Annotated in this window: 21 protein-coding genes; 8 read left to right on the top strand and 13 right to left on the bottom strand. The window is 73.4% G+C overall.

The genetic code is table 11. From position 1 onward, the window contains the following. The first annotated feature begins 439 nt into the window (after positions 1–439). From VF746_11400 to dacB, 5 genes are all read left to right on the top strand, one after another. On the top strand, positions 440–1111 hold the full coding sequence (locus VF746_11400) for an HAD family hydrolase (GenBank protein ID HEX8693019.1): 672 nt from the start codon (positions 440–442) through the stop codon (positions 1109–1111). 341 nt (positions 1112–1452) lie between these two features. After that, entirely contained in the window at positions 1453–2394 is a 942-nt protein-coding gene (locus tag VF746_11395) for a DNA/RNA non-specific endonuclease (protein ID HEX8693018.1), read from the top strand. A gap of 138 nt (positions 2395–2532) precedes the next feature. After that, positions 2533–3435, top strand: coding sequence for an alpha/beta hydrolase-fold protein (locus VF746_11390; GenBank protein HEX8693017.1), 903 nt, complete (start codon positions 2533–2535; stop codon positions 3433–3435). A 189-nt stretch (positions 3436–3624) separates the two neighbouring features. Further along, a complete protein-coding gene (locus tag VF746_11385) occupies positions 3625–4131 on the top strand; it encodes a hypothetical protein (GenBank protein ID HEX8693016.1) in 507 nt (168 codons plus the stop codon). Positions 4132–4135: 4 nt separating this feature from the next. Continuing rightward, a complete protein-coding gene (gene dacB / locus VF746_11380) occupies positions 4136–5629 on the top strand; it encodes a D-alanyl-D-alanine carboxypeptidase/D-alanyl-D-alanine-endopeptidase (GenBank protein ID HEX8693015.1) in 1494 nt (497 codons plus the stop codon). Between the two features lie 176 nt (positions 5630–5805). On the opposite strand, the gene VF746_11375 is transcribed toward dacB, so the two are convergent. Beyond that, complete coding sequence (locus VF746_11375; protein HEX8693014.1) at positions 5806–7941, bottom strand: tail fiber domain-containing protein; 2136 nt, start codon at positions 7939–7941, stop codon at positions 5806–5808. 155 nt (positions 7942–8096) lie between these two features. After that, positions 8097–9122 (bottom strand): hypothetical protein, encoded by a 1026-nt coding sequence (locus tag VF746_11370; protein ID HEX8693013.1) that lies wholly within the window; start codon positions 9120–9122, stop codon positions 8097–8099. A 165-nt stretch (positions 9123–9287) separates the two neighbouring features. Between VF746_11370 and bstA the strand changes: the two genes are divergently transcribed. From bstA to VF746_11355, 3 genes are all read left to right on the top strand, one after another. After that, complete coding sequence (gene bstA / locus VF746_11365) at positions 9288–9815, top strand: bacillithiol transferase BstA (protein HEX8693012.1); 528 nt, start codon at positions 9288–9290, stop codon at positions 9813–9815. A gap of 114 nt (positions 9816–9929) precedes the next feature. Beyond that, complete coding sequence (locus VF746_11360) at positions 9930–11045, top strand: hypothetical protein (GenBank protein ID HEX8693011.1); 1116 nt, start codon at positions 9930–9932, stop codon at positions 11043–11045. 61 nt (positions 11046–11106) lie between these two features. After that, positions 11107–11319 (top strand): toxin-antitoxin system HicB family antitoxin, encoded by a 213-nt coding sequence (locus VF746_11355; GenBank protein HEX8693010.1) that lies wholly within the window; start codon positions 11107–11109, stop codon positions 11317–11319. 175 nt (positions 11320–11494) lie between these two features. Here the strand turns inward: VF746_11355 and VF746_11350 are convergent, their stop codons facing one another. From VF746_11350 to VF746_11300, 11 genes are all read right to left on the bottom strand, one after another. Then, entirely contained in the window at positions 11495–11998 is a 504-nt protein-coding gene (locus tag VF746_11350; GenBank protein ID HEX8693009.1) for a DinB family protein, read from the bottom strand. Between the two features lie 93 nt (positions 11999–12091). Further along, positions 12092–12589: an HXXEE domain-containing protein gene (locus VF746_11345; protein ID HEX8693008.1), complete on the bottom strand. Its 498-nt coding sequence runs from the start codon at positions 12587–12589 to the stop codon at positions 12092–12094. A 16-nt stretch (positions 12590–12605) separates the two neighbouring features. Beyond that, entirely contained in the window at positions 12606–12791 is a 186-nt protein-coding gene (locus VF746_11340) for a hypothetical protein (protein ID HEX8693007.1), read from the bottom strand. 23 nt (positions 12792–12814) lie between these two features. Next, complete coding sequence (locus VF746_11335; protein HEX8693006.1) at positions 12815–14107, bottom strand: hypothetical protein; 1293 nt, start codon at positions 14105–14107, stop codon at positions 12815–12817. A gap of 32 nt (positions 14108–14139) precedes the next feature. Continuing rightward, complete coding sequence (locus VF746_11330) at positions 14140–14346, bottom strand: hypothetical protein (GenBank protein ID HEX8693005.1); 207 nt, start codon at positions 14344–14346, stop codon at positions 14140–14142. After that, positions 14343–14486 carry a hypothetical protein gene (locus VF746_11325; GenBank protein ID HEX8693004.1) on the bottom strand — a complete coding sequence of 48 codons (144 nt, stop codon included), beginning with the start codon at positions 14484–14486 and terminating at the stop codon, positions 14343–14345. The genes VF746_11330 and VF746_11325 overlap by 4 nt, the downstream gene beginning before the upstream one ends. A gap of 72 nt (positions 14487–14558) precedes the next feature. Then, positions 14559–14843 (bottom strand): type II toxin-antitoxin system RelE/ParE family toxin, encoded by a 285-nt coding sequence (locus VF746_11320; GenBank protein HEX8693003.1) that lies wholly within the window; start codon positions 14841–14843, stop codon positions 14559–14561. Further along, a complete protein-coding gene (locus VF746_11315) occupies positions 14840–15001 on the bottom strand; it encodes a hypothetical protein (protein HEX8693002.1) in 162 nt (53 codons plus the stop codon). The genes VF746_11320 and VF746_11315 overlap by 4 nt, the downstream gene beginning before the upstream one ends. Before the next feature lie 96 nt (positions 15002–15097). After that, a complete protein-coding gene (locus VF746_11310; GenBank protein ID HEX8693001.1) occupies positions 15098–16573 on the bottom strand; it encodes an aldehyde dehydrogenase family protein in 1476 nt (491 codons plus the stop codon). Positions 16574–16900: 327 nt separating this feature from the next. Beyond that, complete coding sequence (locus VF746_11305; GenBank protein HEX8693000.1) at positions 16901–17230, bottom strand: hypothetical protein; 330 nt, start codon at positions 17228–17230, stop codon at positions 16901–16903. 116 nt (positions 17231–17346) lie between these two features. Continuing rightward, positions 17347–19485, bottom strand: coding sequence for a GMC family oxidoreductase N-terminal domain-containing protein (locus VF746_11300; GenBank protein ID HEX8692999.1), 2139 nt, complete (start codon positions 19483–19485; stop codon positions 17347–17349). Positions 19486–19535 lie beyond the last annotated feature (50 nt).

Below are 19535 nucleotides of genomic sequence, written 5' to 3'. Positions count from 1 at the left end.
GGATGAAACGGGGTTGTAGTTCTCCCTCCCACCGCGCAGCGGGGGGAGGGCCGGGGAGGGGGGCTACCCGCGGCGAGCACCGAAGCCCGTCACAGCGCACGAGCCAGGTAGTTTCTATTCAGGGAGCCGCTGCGCCGAACCATCCCCCGCGCAGACGCTTGGCGGCGACCGAAGGATCTACTCACCCCCGTGCGAGGCCGGCTTCTGCGCACGATCCCCGGCCACCAGACGTGCGGAGTAGATTCTTCGGTCGCGCCCGGGCTTCGTCGCGGAGGCCGGGTAGGTGCAAGCGCTCCCTCAGAATGACATCTCCGAGGTTCCATCATCAATTCTGAAATTCTGGAACTCCAGGAAGTCGGGAGGATTCTCCGCGGACTCCGTTCACTCCCCGTGGGCCCCACCTGTCGCCCGGCATGGCGCATTCGATAACTTCCGCGCCATGCGACCTCCGAAAGCCATCCTGTTCGACCTGGACGGGACGCTGATCGACACCTGGCGTCTCTACTGGGAGGCCTACAACCGGGCGCTGGAGCCGTACCTGGGGCGGCGGCCCACGCCCGACGACTTCCGCGCGCACCCGCCCTCGGCCGAGCGCAAGTTCCTGCTGGCGTGGCTGGGCGAGGAGGCGGGCGCGGCCTGCCACGCCGACCTGGTGCGCCACTACGAGGAGCTGCACGGCTCGCTCGCCGAGGGCGTCTACGACGGCGTGCGCGAAATGCTGGCGGCGCTCCGCGGGGCGGGCTACCCCCTGGGGATCGTCACCGGCAAGGGGCGCGGCGCCTGGGAGGTCACCGAGCGCGAGCTGGCGCTGGGCCCCTTCGACGTGGTGGTCACCGACGACGACGTCGGCGCCGCCAAGCCCGACCCCGAGGGGCTCCTGGCCGCCCTCGGCGCACTGGGCGTGGCCCCCGCCGACGCGGTGTACGTGGGCGACTCGGCGGGCGACCTGCACGCGGGGCGCAACGCCGGCGCGCGCGTGGCCGCCGTCCTCTGGCCCAAGACCGCCCCCGGCGAGGCCGAGCGCTTCCTGGAGAGCGTGCGCGCCCACGCCCCCGACTGGGTGTTCCGCCGCCCGGCCGACCTCACCCGCGCCTTCGCGCCCTGGTGCTGAAGCTCTCGCGGTTCCGATCCGGTAATTCGTAGGGCGAGGCATGCCTCGCCCGGCGGACCTCGGCCCGTGTGCGGGAGGCCGCCTCCCGAGCCGATGCCGCCTGTGCTCGGACTCGCATGCTCGCCCCTACGAAACGCATCACGCCGAGAAGCGGCCCCGGTGCCGGGGCGGGTCCGCGAAAGAGTACGAGCCGGGGGAGACGGAGGCCGTGGAAAACCTTGTCCCCGGCGGAGCGCGGCGTTAGTCTTCGCGCGGGGGCCGACCCGGTTCCCCGCCCTCCCGGGCCTCCCGGCCCGTCCGTCCCACCGCCTCGTCTCCCCGAGGTCGCACCCCGCCCTCCGATGCGGCCCACGCGCCTCCTCCCCCGCTCCGGCCTCGCCGGGCTGCTGCTCGCGCTCGCCGTCCCCGCGGCGGCCCAGGTGCGGCCGGCCACGCGCGCCCCGCTCTTCGGCGCCGGCGCGGCGGTGCCGGTCACGGCGCTCGCCCCGCAGCCGATCCCGCTCGACTCCCTGCAGCGGGAGCGGGTGGCGAAGAACTGCCCGGCGGGCGCGCCCCGGCTGGACTCCGCCGCCGGGTTCGGCTTCACCCGCGTCGTGGCGCGGCAGGGGTACGCGCTGGAGCACAGCTCGCAGGACAAGATCGCGCTGTGGGTGTGCGAGGGGATCGCGAGCGAGCAGCTGGTGGGCGAGGTCACCCGCGACGAGGGCAGCGCCAACTTCCCGCCCGACACGGCGCTCCCGCCCGGGCTGCGCGCCGAGCGCGCCGACTACGAGAAGACCGGGTTCGACCGCGGGCACATGGCCCCCGCCGGAGACCAGAACTCCGACCCGCGGCTCAAGGCCGAGACGTTCTTCCTCTCGAACATGGCCCCCCAGGCGCCGGACCTGAACCGCAAGGTCTGGCGGGTGCTGGAAGACACCGTGCGCCAGTGGCTGGTCCGCCGCGGCTCGGGCTTCGTGGTCACCGGCGGCTTCTTCTACGACCCGCTGGAAGACGACCCGGCCACGGCCGACGGCGTGGTGGACTACCAGGTGATCGGCCGGCGCCGGGTGGCCGTGCCCACCCACTTCTACAAGATCGTCGCCGCGCCCGACGGCCGGGGCGGGTGGGACGTGATCGCGTTCGTGCTGGCCAACCGGGGCTACCCCAAGCCCTGGCTCTTCCAGGACTTCGTGGTCCCCGTGGACTGGATCGAGGCGCGCACCGGGATCGACTTCTTCCCCGAGCTGGAGGCGGAGCTGCAGGCGCGGCTGGAGGCCGCGCTCCCCGCCGTCTGGCGCTAGGGCGGCGCGGCACACACCGCCCGACGCGGCCCGGCTTCCCGGCGGGCGGGAACGGTTCCTGAAGGGGGAACTCGCCGCCCGCCGGGGCCGCTCCCGCCCCGGCATCGACCTTTCGCAAGCGCGGGACACGGCGGATAGATGGCGTTCGAAGAGACGGCGAAGCAGGACGGGCCGGCGGCGGCCGAAGCGGCCCCGCCGCCCGCGGAGTGGCGCGACTACGTCCCCCAGGACGAGGCGGAGAGCACGGCGGTCGGCACCATCAAGGTGCTGGAGAAGCTGCACAGCCCCCAGCTCGGCAACGAGCGCGACATCCTGGTGTACCTCCCCCCCTCGTACCACCGCGGCAGGCGGCGCTACCCGGTGCTCTACATGCACGACGGGCAGAACCTCTTCGACCGGGAGATGAGCTTCGGCGAGGAGTGGGAGGTGGACCAGACGCTGGAGGAGGCCAGCAGCGACGGGCTCGAGGCCATCGTGGTGGGCATCCCCAACCAGGGGAAGGAGCGGCTGAACGAGTACAGCCCCTGGCACGACCGCCGGCACCGGCAGGGCGGCCGGGGCGACGCCTACCTGGACTTCATCGTCCACACCCTCAAGCCGATCGTCGACCGCGACTTCCGCACGCGCCCCGAGCGGGAGAGCACCGGGGTCGCGGGGTCGTCCATGGGCGGGCTCATATCCCTGTACGCCTTCTTCCGCCACCCCGGGGTGTTCGGCTTCGCGGGGGTGATGAGCCCCGCGCTCTGGTTCGCCGGGGGCGCGGTGTTCCCGTACGTGCGGGAGCGGCCGTTCGTCCCCGGGCGGCTCTACCTGGACGCCGGCACCGGCGAGGGGCACGAGCTCCTGCACGACGTGCGGCGGCTGAAGGGGATGCTGGAGGAGAAGGGCTACCGCCTGGGGCGCGACCTGATGTTCGTGGTGGAGATGGGCGGCGCGCACAACGAGCGGGCCTGGGCGCGGCGGCTCAGGCGCGAGCTGCACTTCCTGCTGGGCGTCCCCGTGCGCTCCGGCTCGCCGCCGCTCCGGTACTCCAAGCTCTGACGCGGGAGCGGCCGTCCCCCGCCGGGGACACCCCCGGCGGCGAGGCGCGGGGTTGGACGGAGATGATGCGCCTGGGAATGTAACGATCCAGGGGCGCATCCGGCGTAAGTTGTTCCGTGGCACGGGCGTTGCTCCCGTCCCGGGGCTGCGGATCACCCAGAGAGACGGACCCCGAAGCCGGCGACCACGATGTCCCTTCACCTGTTCAGCACCCCCGTCCAGTGCACCCAGTGCGGCACCAGCGTGGACGACCCCACGGCCGACCGGTGCCCGAAGTGCGGCTCCCTGCTCAAGGAGCGCCGGGCGCCGCGGCGCCTCGCCGGCGTCGACGAGCGCTACGGGAGCCTGCGCGTGCTGCTGGGCGTCATGCGCTTCCTGGGGGTGATCGTCCTCCTGATCGGCGGGCTGCTCTTCTTCTCCGCCCTGGGCGAAGACCGGGCGACCGCCTCGCAGAGCACCATCATCCTGCTGGGCGCCGTGGTGGTCACGGTGGCGCTCTTCGGGGTGGCCGGCATCTTCGAGCTGCTGATCGACGTGGAGGAGAACACCCGCTCCTCGTTCCGGCTGCAGCAGCTCATCCTCGAGGAGCTCCAGGGGGCCAACGCGCCGCCGCGCCCGGCCCCCGACGTGACGCTCACCACCCCCGTGGAGGCGCCGGCGCGCGCGGAAGCCGCCCCGGCGCGGGCAGGAGTCTGAAGCCGTGAAGCAGAGCAGGATCTTCATCGCCACCGCCGCGCTGGCGGCCGTGGCCGCGGGCGGCGGGCTGGCCGCCTACCGCGGCGCCAGTCCCGATGCCGCCCGCCGCCCGGCGTCCGCCGCGCCCGCCATCCTCACCGTCCCGGCCGACGCGGGGAGGCCCGGGGGGCCGCTGCAGGGGCAGGCCGAGGCCATCGTGGGCGGCGCCGCCGCGGAGTGGACCGTGATGGCGTGGTCGGTCGACCGGCGGCAGACGCTCTTCGCCATCAACGCCGACCAGGCGAAGATCCCGGCGTCGAACAACAAGGTCTACAGCTCGATCTGGGCGCTGGACGTGCTGGGCCCCGACTACCGCTTCCCCACCGACCTGCTGGTGACCGGCCCCGTCCAGGGCGGCGTGCTGCGCGGCGACGTGGTGCTGCGTGGCTCGGGCGACCCGGCGTTCGGCTACGCCGAGTACGACCAGGACCCCATGAAGCCGCTGCGCGCCATGGCCCGCGCGCTCAAGGCGAAGGGGGTGCGCGTGGTGGAGGGCGGCGTGGTGGGCGACGCCACGATCGGCGGCGACCAGAACTTCGGGCCCGAGTGGCCCAAGGACACCGGCAACGGGGTCTCGCGCTACGCCCCCACCTCCAGCGGGCTCCCCTTCCAGCGCAACATGCTGTGGGTGTCGTTCAAGCCCGACCGCTCGGGAGTGGAGACGCGCCCCCTGGTCCCCGAGATCCCGGTGATGTGGCAGTCGAAGGGCGGCCGTGCGTACGCCACCCGCAAGCCCGAGAGCGACACGGTGATCGTGCGCGGGCTGGACCTGCGCAAGGGGAGCCGCTACGAGGTGGGCGTGGCCGAGCCGGCGCTCCTGGCCCCGGCGGCGCTCCGGCAGGCGCTGCGCGAGGAGGGGATCGAGGTGCGCCAGCCCGTGCGCGAGGGGAAGACGCCCGCGGGGGCGAAGCTGGTGCACCGGCACTACTCGATCACCCTGGCCGAGATGGTGCCCCAGCTCAACCGCCACTCCGACAACTTCTTCGCCGAGCACTTCTGGAAGGCGGCCGTGGCGAAGAGCACGGGTCAGGGGAGCTACGCGCGCGGCGGCCCGGCCTCGGCCAACTTCTTCCACGAGAAGGCGGGGGTGGAGTGGGGGCAGCTCTGGCAGGCCGACGGCTCGGGGCTCTCGGCGCAGAACCGCACCAGCGCGCACGCCATGATCGGCGCGCTCTTCTACGCGCACCAGCGGCCGTGGTCCGGGGTGTTCCACGAGTCGCTGGCGGTGGCGGGCGACCGCGACGGCACCATGGCGCGGATGTTCGTCGGCATGCCCGCGGCGGGGAAGCTGCACGCCAAGACGGGCTACATCCGCGGCGTGCGCTCGCTCTCGGGCTTCGTGCGCACGGCGGGCGGCGAGCTGGTGGCCTTCTCCTTCATCTACAACGGCCGCAACACCTCCGGCTCGCGCGGCGTGCAGCAGAACCTGGGCAACCTGCTGGCCACGTACTCGCGGTAGACGGTGGACGGTGGATGAAGGCGAACGGGTCCGGCTCCCTGGATGGAGCCGGACCCGTTCTCGTGGTTCCGAACAGAACAGATTGAAATCACGCAGAGACGCGGAGCCGCGGAGAGTTTTTGCAGTTTCTCCCGCGTCTCTGCGTCTCTGCGTGAGACTTTCCAGAATTTTCCGAATCAGTTCCGCGGGGCGGCGCCCGTGAGCAGCGCCTCGATGCGCGCCAACCTCGCCCGGAGTTCCGCGTTCTCCCGCTCCAGCGTCTCGATGCGCGCCTGCTGCGCAGCCGTGCGCTTCTCCAGCGCCTGCGCGGCCGCCAGCGCCACGCCGTCGGCGTCGACCGTGGCGATCGAGCGCTCGTCGGTGCCCAGGCCGAACGCCGCGCGGAAGTCCTGCGCGGTCGGGCCCAGGTGGCGCACCGCGTCGGGCTCGGTGCGGTAGCTCCAGCTCCGGATCGGGATCGTACGCAGCCGGGCCAGCACGTCCTCGCCCGCCACGTCCTCGAAGAGGTGCTTCCGGTTCACGTCCGACGAGTTGGTCCAGACGCCGCCGCTGGACAGCCACCCGCAGGAGCTCGTGCTGATCGCGGCGCTGGTGTGGCTGCAGCCCGACCAATTGAACGAGCCGTTCATGCCCGGCAGCACGATGACGCCGGTCGAGAGGTTGGTGCTGGTGTAGATGCGGAACCCGTTCACCACCCGCCAGGTGGCCGAGTTGGTCACCTCGGCGTGGATGGTGTCGCCCGTCGTGCTCGAGGACCGGTCGCCGAAGACGAAGGTGCCGAGGCGCGGGGCGCCGGCCCCCGTGCTGCTGCTGGCCCTGTAGCCCAGCACCACGGAGTTGGCCCCCGTGGCCGTGACGTCCTCGCCCATCGCGACCGTCCCGGTGTTCGCCGCCACGGCGCGCTTGCCCACGGCGATCGCGTTGTCGCCCAGCGCGCGGACGTCTTCGCCGAGCGCGGTGGAGTAGAGGCCGATGTTGGCGTCGTCCCACTGGGTGCCGCTGACGGCGCCCGCACGGAAGGCGGCCTTGCCGGGATACCAGAACATCCGCGTCCCGGCGCCGTCCGCGGGAGCGCCGTTGGTAGCGCCGGAATTGTACTCGCCGGCGAAGAGCGCGCTGCCGTTGCGGTTCACCCGGAAGAGCCGCTGGTTGTCGTAGCGCACGGCCAGCATCGAGTCGGCTTCCGAGGCGAGCGAGCCCGACGCGCCCGTCACCACCGTCCCCGCCCCCAGGGTCGCGCGCCGCGCCACCACCAGCGAGTCCAGCGTGGCCTGGCCCGCGGCGAAGCTCCCGCTGGCGTCGCGCTGCACCAGGGTGTTGGGCGTGTTCGCGCTGGTGCCGCTGGCGGTCGTCGCCGCCGTCGTCTGCACGCTGCCGTCGGGGTAGCGCACGCCCACGCCGACGGTGACCGTATCCGTCACGCTCAGCTTCCCCGTCACGCTCGTCGCACTCAAGGCGCTCCGCCCACCGACCGCCAGGCTGTCGAGGGTGATCTTGCCCGCCGCGAAGCTGCCGTTCGCGTCCCGCTGCACCAGCGTGTTCGGCGTGTTGGCGCTGGTGCCGCTCGCGCTCACGGCCGCCGTCGTCTGCACGCTGCCGTCGGGGAAGCGGAAGCCCGCGCCGGTGGTAACCGTGTCCGTCACGCTCAGCTGGCCCGTCACGCTCGTCGCGCCCAGGGCGCTCCGTCCGCCGACCGCCAGGCTGTCGAGGGTGATCTTGCCGGCCGCGAAGCTCGCGTTCGCGTCACGGCTCACCAGCGTGTTCGGCGTGCTGGCGCTGGTGCCGCTGGCGGCGCTCGCGCTGGTCGCCGCGGTGGTCTGCACGGTCCCGTCGGGGAACTTGAAGCCCACGCCCGAGGCGACGGTGTCCGTGGCGCTCACCACGCCCGTCACCCGGGTCGTGCCCAGCCGCGACACGCCCAGCACCAGCAGGCTGTCCAGCGTGACCCTGCCCGCGGCGAACCCGCCCAGGCTGTCGCGCTTCACCAGCGTGTTGGGCGTGTTGCTGCTGGTGCCGATCCCGTTGACGTTGGCCGCCGCGCTGGTCTGCAGCGTCCCGTCCGGGAACCGGATCCCCACGCCGGTGGCGATGGTGTCCGTGGCCCCGATGGTCCCGTTCACCGTCAGCCGCCGGTCGGGCGTGCTGGTGCCGATCCCCACCTTCCCGTCCACGTTCACCCGCAGGAACGTCTGCCCGCTGCGGGTCACCGCCACCACCGAGTCGGGGGGCGTCGTCTGGGCCCATGCCGCCGCGGGAAGGGCGGCGGCGGCCGCCACGGCGACCAGGAGCTTCCTGAGCGTGAGCTTCATCATTCACCCAAAAGGTCGGTGTTCCAGGTCAGTGGTGCTGCACGGGCTCCGCCCCGGCGGGACCGGCGGCCGCCTGGCCGCAGGGTCCCGGTTCGGGGCGGTGGAGCCCGCGGGGAGACGGCCCGGCGGAACAGAGTCCCGCCAGGCTCCCAATGAGATCAGGGGATGGAGATGGTGAGCGCGTTGCCGTTGGTGGTGAGGCTTCCCGTGACCGTGACGGCCCCGGCGGCCTTCGTGGCGCCCTGCAGCGAGGTGCTGCCGGCCACCTCCAGCGCGGCCACGCTGCCCCCGAGCAGCGCGTCCGCGCCGCTCATCTTCAGCGTGCCGCCGCCGACGGCGCCCACGGCGTCCACGTTGCCGCGGGCCTCCAGCGTGAACGAGTTGAGCCCCAGCGTGCTGCCGGCGCCCACCCGCAGGTGCAGCACCCGCGCGTCCGCCGAGAGCCCGGGCTGGTTGGGGCCGGCCACGAGCGTGCTGCCGGGGATCGCCACCACGGCCTGGGAATCGGGCGCCACGCCGCCCTGCCAGTTGGCGGCGTTCTGCCAGTCGCCGTCCACGCCGCCGTTCCACACCCGGTCCAGCAGGGTGCCGCTCTCGTCCACCAGCGGAGCCGAGACGTAGACGGTGAAGACGAACGACTGCACCGTGCTCGGCACGTGGAACTGCCAGAGCTTGGCGGACGAGACCTGGTACGGGGAGAGGATCTCGCCGTAGAGGAAGAACTCCTGCGTCCCGCCGAGGAAGGTGCCGGTCCCGTCGGGGTTGGCCACCGTCACCGTCCCGGTCCCGGCGGTCACCGTGGGGCCGGTGTGGAAGAACACCTTCACCCCCGCCACGGTGGTCCCGTCCACGGTCCCCATGCTCTGCCGCAGGAGGTTCTGCAGCGTGACGCTGCTCCGCAGGATTTCGCTCTCCGGGTCCCAGCCGGTCCCCGCGCTGGCGAGCTTCACGTAGACCTCCTGCCCGCCGACCACACGGTCGGCCCGCGCGCCGCTGGAGGTGGACGGCGGGGCGAGCGGGGCGCACGACATGCTGGCCTGCGCCACGCTCACGCGGCACTCGACCAGGGCCGCGCTGGCATCGATGGGCGCTTCGGGTGCGAGCGGGTTGCGGTCCACGCAGGCGCCGAGAAGCACGAGCGTGGGCACGGCGAGCCATTTCGCGGCTCGCGAGCGGGTGGGCATGTCGATGTCTCCGGGGGGAACGAAAGCTCGGGCAGGTGCGGATATTTTAACGGAATAAAAGTTTTCCGCAAGAGGCCACGTCCCGCGCGCCTCGCGCCGGGCGCCCGGCGCGCGTAGCTTGTGGCCGCCACGAGCGGTCCCCACCCACGGCGACGGAGGCGGACGATGGACGACGACCTGCGCTACCCGGTCGGCAGGTTCGACGCGGCGGAGGAGGTCACCCCCGAGCGGCGGCGCGAGTGCATTGAGCAGCTGGCCGAGGCGCCGGCCCGCCTGCGCGAGGCCGTGGCGGGGCTCGGTGACGAGCGGCTCGACACCCCGTACCGCGAGGGCGGCTGGACGGTGCGCCAGGTGCTGCACCACGTCCCCGACAGCCACCTGAACGCCTACGTGCGCATGAAGCTGGCGCTCACCGAAGACTCGCCGGCCATCAAGACGTACGACGAGGCGCGCTGGGCGGAGCTGGCCGACTCGCGCGACACGCCGCCCGAGGTCTCGCTGGCGCTGCTGGACGCGCTGCACCGGCGCTGGCTGGTCCTGCTGCGCTCGCTCGGCGACGCCGACTGGGCGAAGACCTTCCGGCACCCCGAGTGGGGCGAGATCTCCCTGGAGCGCACGCTCGCGCTCTACGCCTGGCACGCCCGCCACCACGTCGCGCACATCACCCGCCTGCGCGAGCGGATGGGCTGGTAGGAGTCGAGGGACGCGAACCCTGATGCGCGCGTCCGACCCGCGGCATGCGCCATGGGCGGCAGTCCGCGAAGGCGGACTTCGTGTGGCCGTTGCCGCGAATTCATTCGCCCGCGGATGACCGGTCTGCGCAGGGACGACCTGGAGGCCCGGCTCCTGGCGCGCATCGCCGCCGGGGCGGGGGCGCCGCTGGACGACGCGGAGTTCGACGCGCTCGCCCGCGCCGTGTTCGCGCACCAGTACGGCTGCAACGCGCCGTACCGCGCCTGGTGCGACCGCCGCGGCGCCACGCCCGGGACGGTGGGGCACTGGACCGACGTCCCCGCCGTCCCCACCGACGCGTTCAAGGCCGCCGCCCTGGTGTGCGGCGACCCGGCGCGCGCGAAGGTCTTCCGCACCAGCGGCACCACCGCCGGCCCCGGGCGCCGCGGCGTTCACTACATGCCGGGCCTGGCGCTCTACGACGCCGCGCTGCGCGCCGGCTTCTCCGCGCACCTCCTCCCCGACGGCGCCCGCCCGCGCTTCGTCTCCCTGGTCCCCCGCCCGGACGAGCTCCCCGACTCTTCGCTCTCGCACATGGCCGGCGAGGTCGTCCGCGCGTTCGGGACCGCGGCAAGCGGCTGGTACGTCTCGCCCGAGGGCGGGATCGCGGAGGAGCGGCTGGGCGCGGCGCTCGGCGAGGCCGAGGCCGCCGGCGAGCCCGTCTGCGTGCTGGGGACGGCGTTCGCGCTCGTGCACTGGCTCGACGCGCTGCCGGCCGGCGGCGGGCGCTTCCGCCTCCCGCCGGGCTCGCGGGTGATGGACACCGGCGGCTTCAAGGGCCGCTCGCGCGAGGTCGGGCGCGAGGAGCTGTACGGGATGATCGAGGACCGGCTGGGGATCGCGCCCGCGTGGTGCGTGAACGAGTACGGGATGACGGAGATGAGCTCGCAGTTCTACGACGGCACGGCCGGCCGCGCGGGGCCGCCGTCGGAGCGCCTGCACGCCGGCCCGCCCTGGGTGCGCACCCAGGCCGCCGACCCCGAGACGCTCGGCGCCCTCCCCCACGGCGAGGTGGGCGTGCTGCGCCACTGGGACCTGGCCAACCTCGACTCGGTGATGGCGATCCAGACCGCCGACCTGGGCGTCACCGAGCCCGGCGGTTTCCGCGTGCTCGGCCGCGCGCGCGGCGCTGAGGCCCGCGGCTGCTCCCTGGCGATGGACGACCTGCTGAGCGTGATCGGGCGGCGGTAGGGAGTACGAGAGTACGAAAGTACGTGAGTACGACAGCGACAAACGGATCAACTATCGGAGCATGAGCACGATTCGATTGCGCTTTCCCGACAGCCTGCACGAGCGCGTCAGGGAGTTGGCCGCACAGGAGGGGATCTCCGTCGATCGGTTCATCGTGACTGCCGTCGTGGAGAAAATCCGCCGGGAGCGCGCCCGCCGCGAAAGCCGGGCGAGGTACGACGCGGCGCTCACCCAGGTGCCGGACGTGGAGCCGGACGAGCACGATCAACTGTAACCGGCTGTTGCCGCGCACTTCGCACTTCGCACCCCGCACTTCGCACTGAAAGACGAAGAGGCGCGAGTTTCCTCGCGCCTCTTCGTCCGTTTCGCGGGCTCCGCCGCCCCACCCAGACGGCTTTGCTCGCACCCGGGGCATCTTGCAGGATGTGTGCCCGATCCGGGTGCACGGGTCACTCGTGGACGCTCCGCTGGAACACTTCCTCGGAGGTGAGGCCGTACATCGGCGGGGTGGGCACGCCCAGCATCCCCAGCATCAGGTAGATCTGCCCGCGGTGGTGGACCTCGTGCTCCACCATCGCCCGCAGCCACTTCCAGGTGGCGATCTCCGCCCCCGCCGGCGTGGTGCAGGGGCGCGCCAGGTCGTCCGGCGTGAGCGCGCCGAAGATCTCCACCGCTTCGGCGTGCATGCGCTCGAAGTAGGCGAGCACCCCCGCGTGGCCGTCGGTCAGCTCGCGGCCGTGGCCGGGGTAGCGGCTGGGCCGGCCCGCCACGTTCTCGGCGAACATCCACCGCTCGATCGCCGCCAGGTGGCGCACCAGGTCGCCCAGCGTGAAGGCGCCCTCGCGGTGCGTCCACTCCACCCGCTCCGGCGGGATGCAGCGCACCACCCGCCGCGTGCGGCCGCGGACGCTCTCCAGGTAGGCCAGGAACGGCTCGACGGCGGTGATCTCCATGGCGGCGGCTCCGGCCGGGACGGGGTGGGCTGACGACTCGTCCCGAAGCTAAGAGCGGTCCCGGCGCCGCGGAATGAAACGGACGCTCGAACGTCAGCCGGCGGAGCGGCCGAACAGCAGCGCGAGGACGACGGCGGGCGCCTGCAGCAGGAGCCCGGCCGCCACCAGCGGGACGACCGCCCGCTTGCTCGCCAGCCCGTCGGCGAGCGCGCGCCGCCCCGCCAGCACCCCGAACGGGACGACGACGCCGAGCGCCGTGGCCAGCCCGGGCACGTAGCCGCCGGCGTAGACGGCCTGCGCGGCGTGGGTGAGCGCGTTGGCGAAGAGCATGGCCAGGAGGAGCAGCCAGACCCTCGTGGCGGTCCCCGGCGTCCGCTCGCGCGCCGCCAGCAGCGATACGGCGAGGAACACGGCGAAGAGCAGCGCCACCGCCGCGGCGAACTGGCCGGTGTGGATGGGCAGGAGGCCGCGGGCGAAGGCCGGGACCAGGTCGCGGTGCGCGCGCGTCCAGGCGGCGACCGTCGCCACCTCCTCCGCGTCGTGGACGAGAAAGACCAGCGGCGTGAGCAGGATGCAGGCGCGCAGCGTCACGGGCGGGGGAACCGGATCAGTGCAATCCCAAGCTTTCGCGCACGTCTGCCACCGGTGTCGTCTGTCCGGCGGCGGCGTCCGCCAGCCCGGCCTCCACCACCTGACGGACGTAGATCGCGTACATCAGATCGTCCCAGGTGGCGTTCTCGGGGAGCGAGTCCACCAGCCTGCGCGCCTTCTCCTTGAAGCCAGTCTCCGTCATTCATGAGCGACCCATACCTCGTGCTATGAGCTCGACTCGGCGCCGTCGTGTCGCGAGCGGGCCGGCCGCGGCTTCCCGGCTCGCCTGAAGAGTACCACGAGCCGGAACAGGCAGAGCAGCAGGACGGAGCCCCAGAGCAGAATCCAGATCCGCCGCCACCCGGCGAACGGCGACGCGGAGGAAGGAGCGGCCGGGGGGACGTTCCACGGGCGGACGACCGACGCCCACGCCAGGAACGCATCGGCCACCGGCATGCGTCCGAACCCGTACGACCGCTGCCCGCGCCACTGCACCGGGAGCCCGAGCACCTCCGGCGTCGCCCGCAGGTCGGCCGCCGCCCTTTCGCGCCCCACGATCCGCGCCGCCGCGATGCCCACCAGCGACGCCGGCGCGCTCACGCCCAGCACCACCGGCCCCGAGTCCACGTCGCCGCGCCCGTCGACGCCGCGGGGGTACTCCCGCGCCGCCGGGAGGAGCCCGGCCAGCCGCGTGGCGAACAGCCGCTCGAACGCGCCGAAGTGCGCCGCCGCCACGCCGGGGTCGATCTCGTAGACGAAGCGGATCATCAGCGCGGTGGAGGAGCCCCGCGGCCGCCGCGACCGGTCGTCGAACGGAAGGAGGCCGCTCGCGGGGTCGGCCCGCGCCAGCGCCGCGCGCAGCCACGCCTCGGCCGCGCGGGCGTAGCGCGGGTCGAGCAGGGTGCCGCAGGAGCGGAGCACCGCCGCCCCCACCGCGTTGTCGCCCGGCCACGCCGCGCCCGGGTAGGAATCCACCCACGGGCCGTGGCCCCGGAAGGCGGCGTCCAGGCGCTCGCACGTCGCGCGGAACGCACCGTCCCCGGCCGCGCCGCCCGCCAGGTGGAGGGTCCCGGCGCGCAGGTGGCCGGTCCACCCCTCGTAGAACATCCCGAAGGGGAGCCCGCCTGCCGGCCCGAACGGCTCCAGCGAGCGCGGCGCCTCCGCCAGCGCCAGCGCGCGGCGCGCCTCGGCCAGGGCGCGCTCGCGCGTGGCCTGGTCCGTCGCCGCGCGCCCCACGTCGACCCAGGCGAGCCCGTACAGGGCGAGCGTGAAGACCCGGCCCTCCGGGAAGTACTCCTGCATCTCGTCGGCGCGCGCCTCCAGCCCGCGCCCCAGGTGCGCCAGCTGCGCGAGCGCCACGCGGGTGCCGGCGGGAGTCGCGGGGTCCGGCGCCAGCGCCGCGCGAGCGAGCGCGAGCGCCGAGACGGCCAGGCCGAGCGCCCAGAGACAGGCCCGGGCGACGAGGAGGAACGTCCATCGACGCCCCCCACCACCCCCATCCCGGGGCGAGCGGTGCACCGGCCGACGCTGAACCCGCGTCGTCGACCGGCTCAACCGCCGTTACCGCGCCGGCGGGTCCCGAATACCGTCTTCCCCAGGCGGCGCTCACGGAGGAGTCGCGCCGCCTGTTCGCGCGCCTGTGCCGCCCTGCGCTCGATGTACGCCTGATACTGCTCGGGCGTCATCGACTTCGTCTCCTCATAGATGGCATCCCGGATTTCGCGCACCGACCTGACGGCGTCGAATGCCTTACTCATCCGCGCCCACCTCCACCGCCGAACCGGGTCCCGAACACTGTCTTCGCCAGGCGGCGGAGCAGCTCGTACTGCTTCGGGCGGTAGGGGAACCAGACGATCTCGCGCGGGAGCGCCACGCGCGTCTCAGTGATGGCCTTCATCACCACCTCCGCGTCGTGGACGAGAAAGACCAGCGGCGCGAGCAGGATGTAAGAGCGCAACCGCTATGGCAGTCACAGCCAGCGTGTGCTTGCCGCCGTATGCACTACAGCGGCGATTACGATTTGACGGGGCTGGATTTCGTAGATGAGACGATAATGGCCCTCGATCAACTCGCGAATATCCTCCGACTCGAACTCGGGCACAACGCGGCCGGACCGCGGGAACTGCGCGATCTGCTTCGTCCGATTCGTCAAACGATCAACGGTTCGTTGCGCGTAACGCTCCGAGTTCTGAGCGATGTACGCGTGAATCGCGCGGAGCTGGGCAAGCGCCGTATCAGACCAGACGACCTTCACCGCGGCAATCCGAAGCTTTCGCGCACATCCTCCACGGGAGTGACACGACCAGCGGCAGCATCCGCCAAGCCGGCCTCCACCGCCTGGCGGACGTAGATCTCGTACATGACGTCGTCCCAGGTGGCATCTTCGGGCAGCGCGTCCGCCAGCCTGCGCACCTTCTCCTTGACTCCAATTTCACTCATTTCGTCCTCGCGGCACGGGTTCTCTAAATCTCAGGCGTCCGACGTATCATTCGCAAGCACCCACACCTCTCAGCGCCAGCGGGTCCCGAACACCGTCTTGGCCAGGCGGCGGAGCAGCTCGTACTGCTTCGGGCGGTAGGGGAACCAGACGATCTCGCGCGGGAGCGCCACGCGCGTCTCGGCGACCGCCTTCACCACCGAGAACTCCAGCAGCCCCTCGTCGCCCATCATCCGCCCGAAGCCGCTCTCCTTCACCCCCCCGTACGGCAGCTCGGGGATCCCGAAGTTGATCAGCACGTCGTTGACCATCACCATCCCCGCCGCCAGCCGCCGCGCGATCCGCCGCCCGCGCGAGCGGCTCCTGGTCCACACGCTGGCGTTCAGCCCGAACGAGCCGGCGTTGGCCAGGCGCACCGCCTCGTCCTCGTCGCGCACGCGGATCAGCGGGAGCACGGGGCCGAAGGTCTCGCCGCGGTTCAGCTCCATCTCCGGCGTGGCGTCCACGATCAGCGTGGGCGCCCAGACCGGCCCCTCCTCGCTCAGCAGCTCGCCGCCGACCACCACGCGCGCGCCCCGCTCCCGCGCGTCCTCCACCACCCGCTCGATCACCTCGCGCTGCGGCCGGAAGATGAGCCGCCCCACGTCGTACTCCTCCCCCTTCGCCTGGGCCGAGGAAGCGACGCGGAGCCTGCGCATCTCCGCCTCCACCGCCGACGCGAAGCGGTCGTAGACGCGCTCCGGCACCAGGGCACGCTCGGTGGACATGCACACCTGGCCCGCGTTCGACATGGCGCCCCACACCACGCCGGCGGCCGCGCGCTCCAGGTCCGCGTCCTCGCAGACGATGGCCACGTCGTTGGCGCCCAGTTCCATCACCACGGGGGTGAGCGTCTCCGCCGCCGCCGCCATCACCCGCCGCCCCGTCCGCGGCGAGCCGATGAAGGCGATCTTGTCCACCCCCGCGGCCACCAGCGCCGCCCCCACCTCGCCCGCGCCCTCCACCACCTGCACGATCTCGGGGTGGTCGGGGATCGCCTCGCGCGCCAGGTCGCGCAGGATCGCCCCGCTCCTGGGCGTCACCTCCGAGGGCTTGACCACCACCGCGTTCCCGGCGAAGAGCGCGCTCACCGCGGGGATGCCGGGCATCGAGAAGGGGAAGTTCCACGGCGAGATGACGCCCACCACGCCGAAGGGCTGGTAGTACTTCCGCCCGGACTTGTTCACCAGGAAGCCGGTGCCCACGCGCTTCGGGCGCAGCACGCGCGGGGCCCGCCGCTCGTACGCCTTGATCAGCCCGGCCACGATCATCACCTCGTGCCCCAGCGCCTCGATGCGTGGCTTCCCCGTCTCGCCGTGGACGACGTCGATCACCTCGTCCATGCGCCGCATCAGCACGCCGCGCAGCGCCCGCAGCTTCCGGCTGCGCTCGCGCACGGAGAGCGCCCCCCAGGCGCGCTGGGCCTCCCGCGCCCGCTCCACCGCCGCGCGCACCGTCTCCTCCGCCGAGGGAGCCTCCGCCGCGCGCTCCCGCATCACCGTGCTCATTCGCCCCGACCTTTCCGTTTGGCACTTCGCACTTCGCACTCAGCACTTCGCACTGCGGTCTCGGGCGTGTCCCTCCGCTGCGCTCCGGGCCGGGCTGCGCGCGCCGTAGGGCACGATACGACTGTGCCCAACGGCGCCGGGCCACGTTCGCCACAAACCCCGTGGCGCCCGTGTCCCGGCCCTCCGGGCGCGCATCCCTCACGCAGGTCTCGTCCGGGCGACGAATTTCGTAGGGGCGAGCCTGCGAGTCCGAGCCCAGGCGGCATCGGCGCAAGAAGCCGCCTTTCGCGCATGCGCCTGCATCGCCGGTCGAGGCATGCCTCGCCCCTACGATTCCCCGTCCTCACCCGCCCGGTCCTCCACCTCGAACTCCGCCCCCAGCTCCTCGCGCAGCGCCGCCAGCACCGCCCGCGCCTCCGCGTCGAAGCGCGCCTGCTCCGCCGCGTCCCACGGCGAGGGGCCGCCGGGGTCGTTCCAGTCGATGCTCCGGTCGTACCACTCCAGCAGCGCCTGCACCCGCGCGCTGAGCCCCTCCGACAGCGGCAGCGCGTCCGCGTCCACGGGGTAGCCGAAGCGCCCGTGCGCCGCCTCGTTCGCCGCCCACAGGCAGATCCCCGACCCCGCGTCGAACATGAACTTCAGCCGGTAGACCGTCATCCCTGGCGTTAGCCGTCGAAGTTGCTGTTGCCATTGCAGTTGAAGCCTCGCACGCACCGAACCCGCGTCCGCACCGACGTTCACTGGCGAGGCTTTCTGTAGTCGTAGCCGCGGCTTCAGCCGCCTTCGACCCGAGCCTGCCCCGTGGCCGCCAACGTCCCCGCGCTCCCCATCCTCCCGGCCGGGTGCCGCGCCGAGATCCGCGCCGCCAGCACCGAGGCCAGCGCCATGATCGTCTCCTGCGGGTTCACCCCCGGCGCCGTGGGCAGGATCGACCCGTCCACCACGTAGAGCCCCGGCACCCCGTGGCGCTCCCCGTCCGGCGTGCACCCGCTGGTCGCCGGATCGGTCCCCAGGCGGCAGGTACCGTTCACGTGCGCCGAGAGGACGCCGAGCTGGTTGGGCCCCACCGGCCGCCGGTCGATCCCCGCCAACTCCGCGGGAGAAGTCATCCGGCACGGGTCCACGTGCACCGTCGTGGCCTCCGCCGCCCCGGCCGCGAAGTGGATGCGTGCCGCCGCCTTCATCCCCCGCCGGAGCAGCTCGCGCTCGCGCGGCCCCAGCCGGTAGCGGATGCGCACGCTACCGCGGCGGTTGACCGCCACCTCGCCGTTCGACCGCGCCCGGTCCGCCCCGTCGCGCGCCAGCACGATGAAGGGCGCCGTCTGCCGGAAGTGCCCCATCAGCTCCGCGTGCGGCGCCCCGAAGCCGGGGAGCGCCACCGCCGCCAGCGCCGGGTAGAACGGCGGGCACTCGATCCAGAAGCCGTACGCGTCGCCCCCCGTGCGCAGGAACTCGTCGCAGACGGCCGAGAGCGAGACGCCGCCCGCGCAGTACATCTCCCGCTCGTAGCGCCCGGCCACCACGGTCGTCGGGTGCAGCCGCAGGAAGCGCCCCACGCCCCCGCCCCCCAGCCCCGAGCGCTGCAGGAGCGCGGGCGTCCCCACCGCCCCCGCGGCCAGGATGACGACCGGCGCCTCGACCACCAGCCCCCCGCGCGGCCGCCCCGTCGCCCGGTCCAGCACCGCGGCGTGGACGCGCTTGAGCGGCGCCCGCCCGCCGGCCTCCGCCACCTCCACCCGCTCCGCCCGCGCGTCAGTGAAGAGCCGCGCCCCCGCCGCCAGCGCCGCGGGGACGTGCACGGCCGCCGTCCCCTGCCTGGCGTCGTAGCGGCACCCCAGCCCGCAGAAGCCCGAGCGCACGCACCCCTTCGCGTTGATCCGCACGGCGCGCGCGCTCCACCCCAGCGCCCGCGCGCCGTCCAGCAGCGCCCGGTTGGGCGGGTTGTGCGCGTCGTCCGGCACCGCGCGGGTGTGCGTCTCCTCCTCCACCCGCTCGAACTCCGGCGCCAGCTCCGCCGCCGACATGCCGGCCAGCCCGTGCTCCGCCGCCCACTCCTCCAGCACCCACCCGGGCGTGCGGAGCATGATCAACCAGTTGACCGTGGTCCCCCCGCCCACCCCGCGCCCCTGGAGCATCGGCACCGCCAGGTCGTCCGTGGCGCGGGCGCCGCCGTCGGCGTAGAGGAGGGGCGTCATCTCGGCCTCGCGCTCGGTGAAGTCCTCGCCGCGCCAGAAGCCGCCCTCCTCCAGCACCACCACCTCGTACCCCGCCTCGGCCAGCCGCGCCGCCGCCACCGCGCCCCCCGCGCCGGTGCCCACCACGCAGACGTCCGCCCGCACGCGCGTGTCCGCCGGGAGCCGCGCGCCCTCCGTCATTCCGCGCGCCCAGGGGTCCGCCACCGGGTCCAGCCGCGGCGGGGCGATGCGCGGCACGCGCGGGCCCTCGGGTCTCTCGCGCGCGACGGGCTCGTCGTCCGCCGCCGTGCCGGGGAGCGGGCCCTCCCAGGGGAAGGCGGGCCCGCGCTCGTGCAGCGGGCCCAGGTAGCCCATGCGCGGGAACGCCGCGGGGCGGGCGTAGTGGGTGGAGAGCACCAGCCGGCGCAGCGCCTGGAACACCGTGCGCCGTGCGGGGACGCGGCTCGTCTCCCAGCCGCGCAGCCACGCGTCCTGCCGCGCCGCCGCCATGCGGGTGAAGCGGACCGGCACGCCGCAGGTGAGCGCGGCCGTGGCCGGGTGGTCGAGCGCGGCGAGGAGCCGCGCGACCAGCCGCCCCTGCTCCGGGTCCATCCCGGCCAGGCGCGCCTCCACCGCGCGGGCGAGCGCGGCGGCCGAGGGGTCCGGCTCGTCCGGCAGGGGGACCATCCGCCGGCAGAGCGCCTCGAGCGTGGTGAGCTGCGCGGAGGTGAGGGTCATCCGGACGCCCGCCGCCTGGAGAAAGGGCCGGCGGAAGGCGCCGGCGGAAG

The sequence above is a fragment of the Longimicrobium sp. genome, assembly GCA_036389795.1.
Classification (GTDB): Bacteria; Gemmatimonadota; Gemmatimonadetes; order Longimicrobiales; family Longimicrobiaceae; genus Longimicrobium.
Note: the sequence above shows the minus strand (reverse complement) of the source record. Positions and strands in the feature narration are given on the sequence as shown.

What these genes read in the sequence shown, in the direction of transcription:
- VF746_11375 (HEX8693014.1), bottom strand. Translation starts at nt 7,941, where the DNA reads ATGATGAAGCTCACGCTCAGGAAGCTCCTGGTCGCCGTGGCGGCCGCC.
- VF746_11300 (HEX8692999.1), bottom strand. Translation starts at nt 19,485, where the DNA reads ATGACCCTCACCTCCGCGCAGCTCACCACGCTCGAGGCGCTCTGCCGG.
- VF746_11385 (HEX8693016.1), top strand. Translation starts at nt 3,625, where the DNA reads ATGTCCCTTCACCTGTTCAGCACCCCCGTCCAGTGCACCCAGTGCGGC.
- VF746_11305 (HEX8693000.1), bottom strand. Translation starts at nt 17,230, where the DNA reads ATGACGGTCTACCGGCTGAAGTTCATGTTCGACGCGGGGTCGGGGATC.
- VF746_11355 (HEX8693010.1), top strand. Translation starts at nt 11,107, where the DNA reads ATGAGCACGATTCGATTGCGCTTTCCCGACAGCCTGCACGAGCGCGTC.
- VF746_11350 (HEX8693009.1), bottom strand. Translation starts at nt 11,998, where the DNA reads ATGGAGATCACCGCCGTCGAGCCGTTCCTGGCCTACCTGGAGAGCGTC.
- VF746_11340 (HEX8693007.1), bottom strand. Translation starts at nt 12,791, where the DNA reads ATGACGGAGACTGGCTTCAAGGAGAAGGCGCGCAGGCTGGTGGACTCG.
- bstA (HEX8693012.1), top strand. Translation starts at nt 9,288, where the DNA reads ATGGACGACGACCTGCGCTACCCGGTCGGCAGGTTCGACGCGGCGGAG.
- VF746_11390 (HEX8693017.1), top strand. Translation starts at nt 2,533, where the DNA reads ATGGCGTTCGAAGAGACGGCGAAGCAGGACGGGCCGGCGGCGGCCGAA.
- VF746_11400 (HEX8693019.1), top strand. Translation starts at nt 440, where the DNA reads ATGCGACCTCCGAAAGCCATCCTGTTCGACCTGGACGGGACGCTGATC.
- VF746_11325 (HEX8693004.1), bottom strand. Translation starts at nt 14,486, where the DNA reads ATGAAGGCCATCACTGAGACGCGCGTGGCGCTCCCGCGCGAGATCGTC.
- VF746_11360 (HEX8693011.1), top strand. Translation starts at nt 9,930, where the DNA reads ATGACCGGTCTGCGCAGGGACGACCTGGAGGCCCGGCTCCTGGCGCGC.
- VF746_11395 (HEX8693018.1), top strand. Translation starts at nt 1,453, where the DNA reads ATGCGGCCCACGCGCCTCCTCCCCCGCTCCGGCCTCGCCGGGCTGCTG.
- VF746_11310 (HEX8693001.1), bottom strand. Translation starts at nt 16,573, where the DNA reads ATGAGCACGGTGATGCGGGAGCGCGCGGCGGAGGCTCCCTCGGCGGAG.
- VF746_11330 (HEX8693005.1), bottom strand. Translation starts at nt 14,346, where the DNA reads ATGAGTAAGGCATTCGACGCCGTCAGGTCGGTGCGCGAAATCCGGGAT.
- VF746_11370 (HEX8693013.1), bottom strand. Translation starts at nt 9,122, where the DNA reads ATGCCCACCCGCTCGCGAGCCGCGAAATGGCTCGCCGTGCCCACGCTC.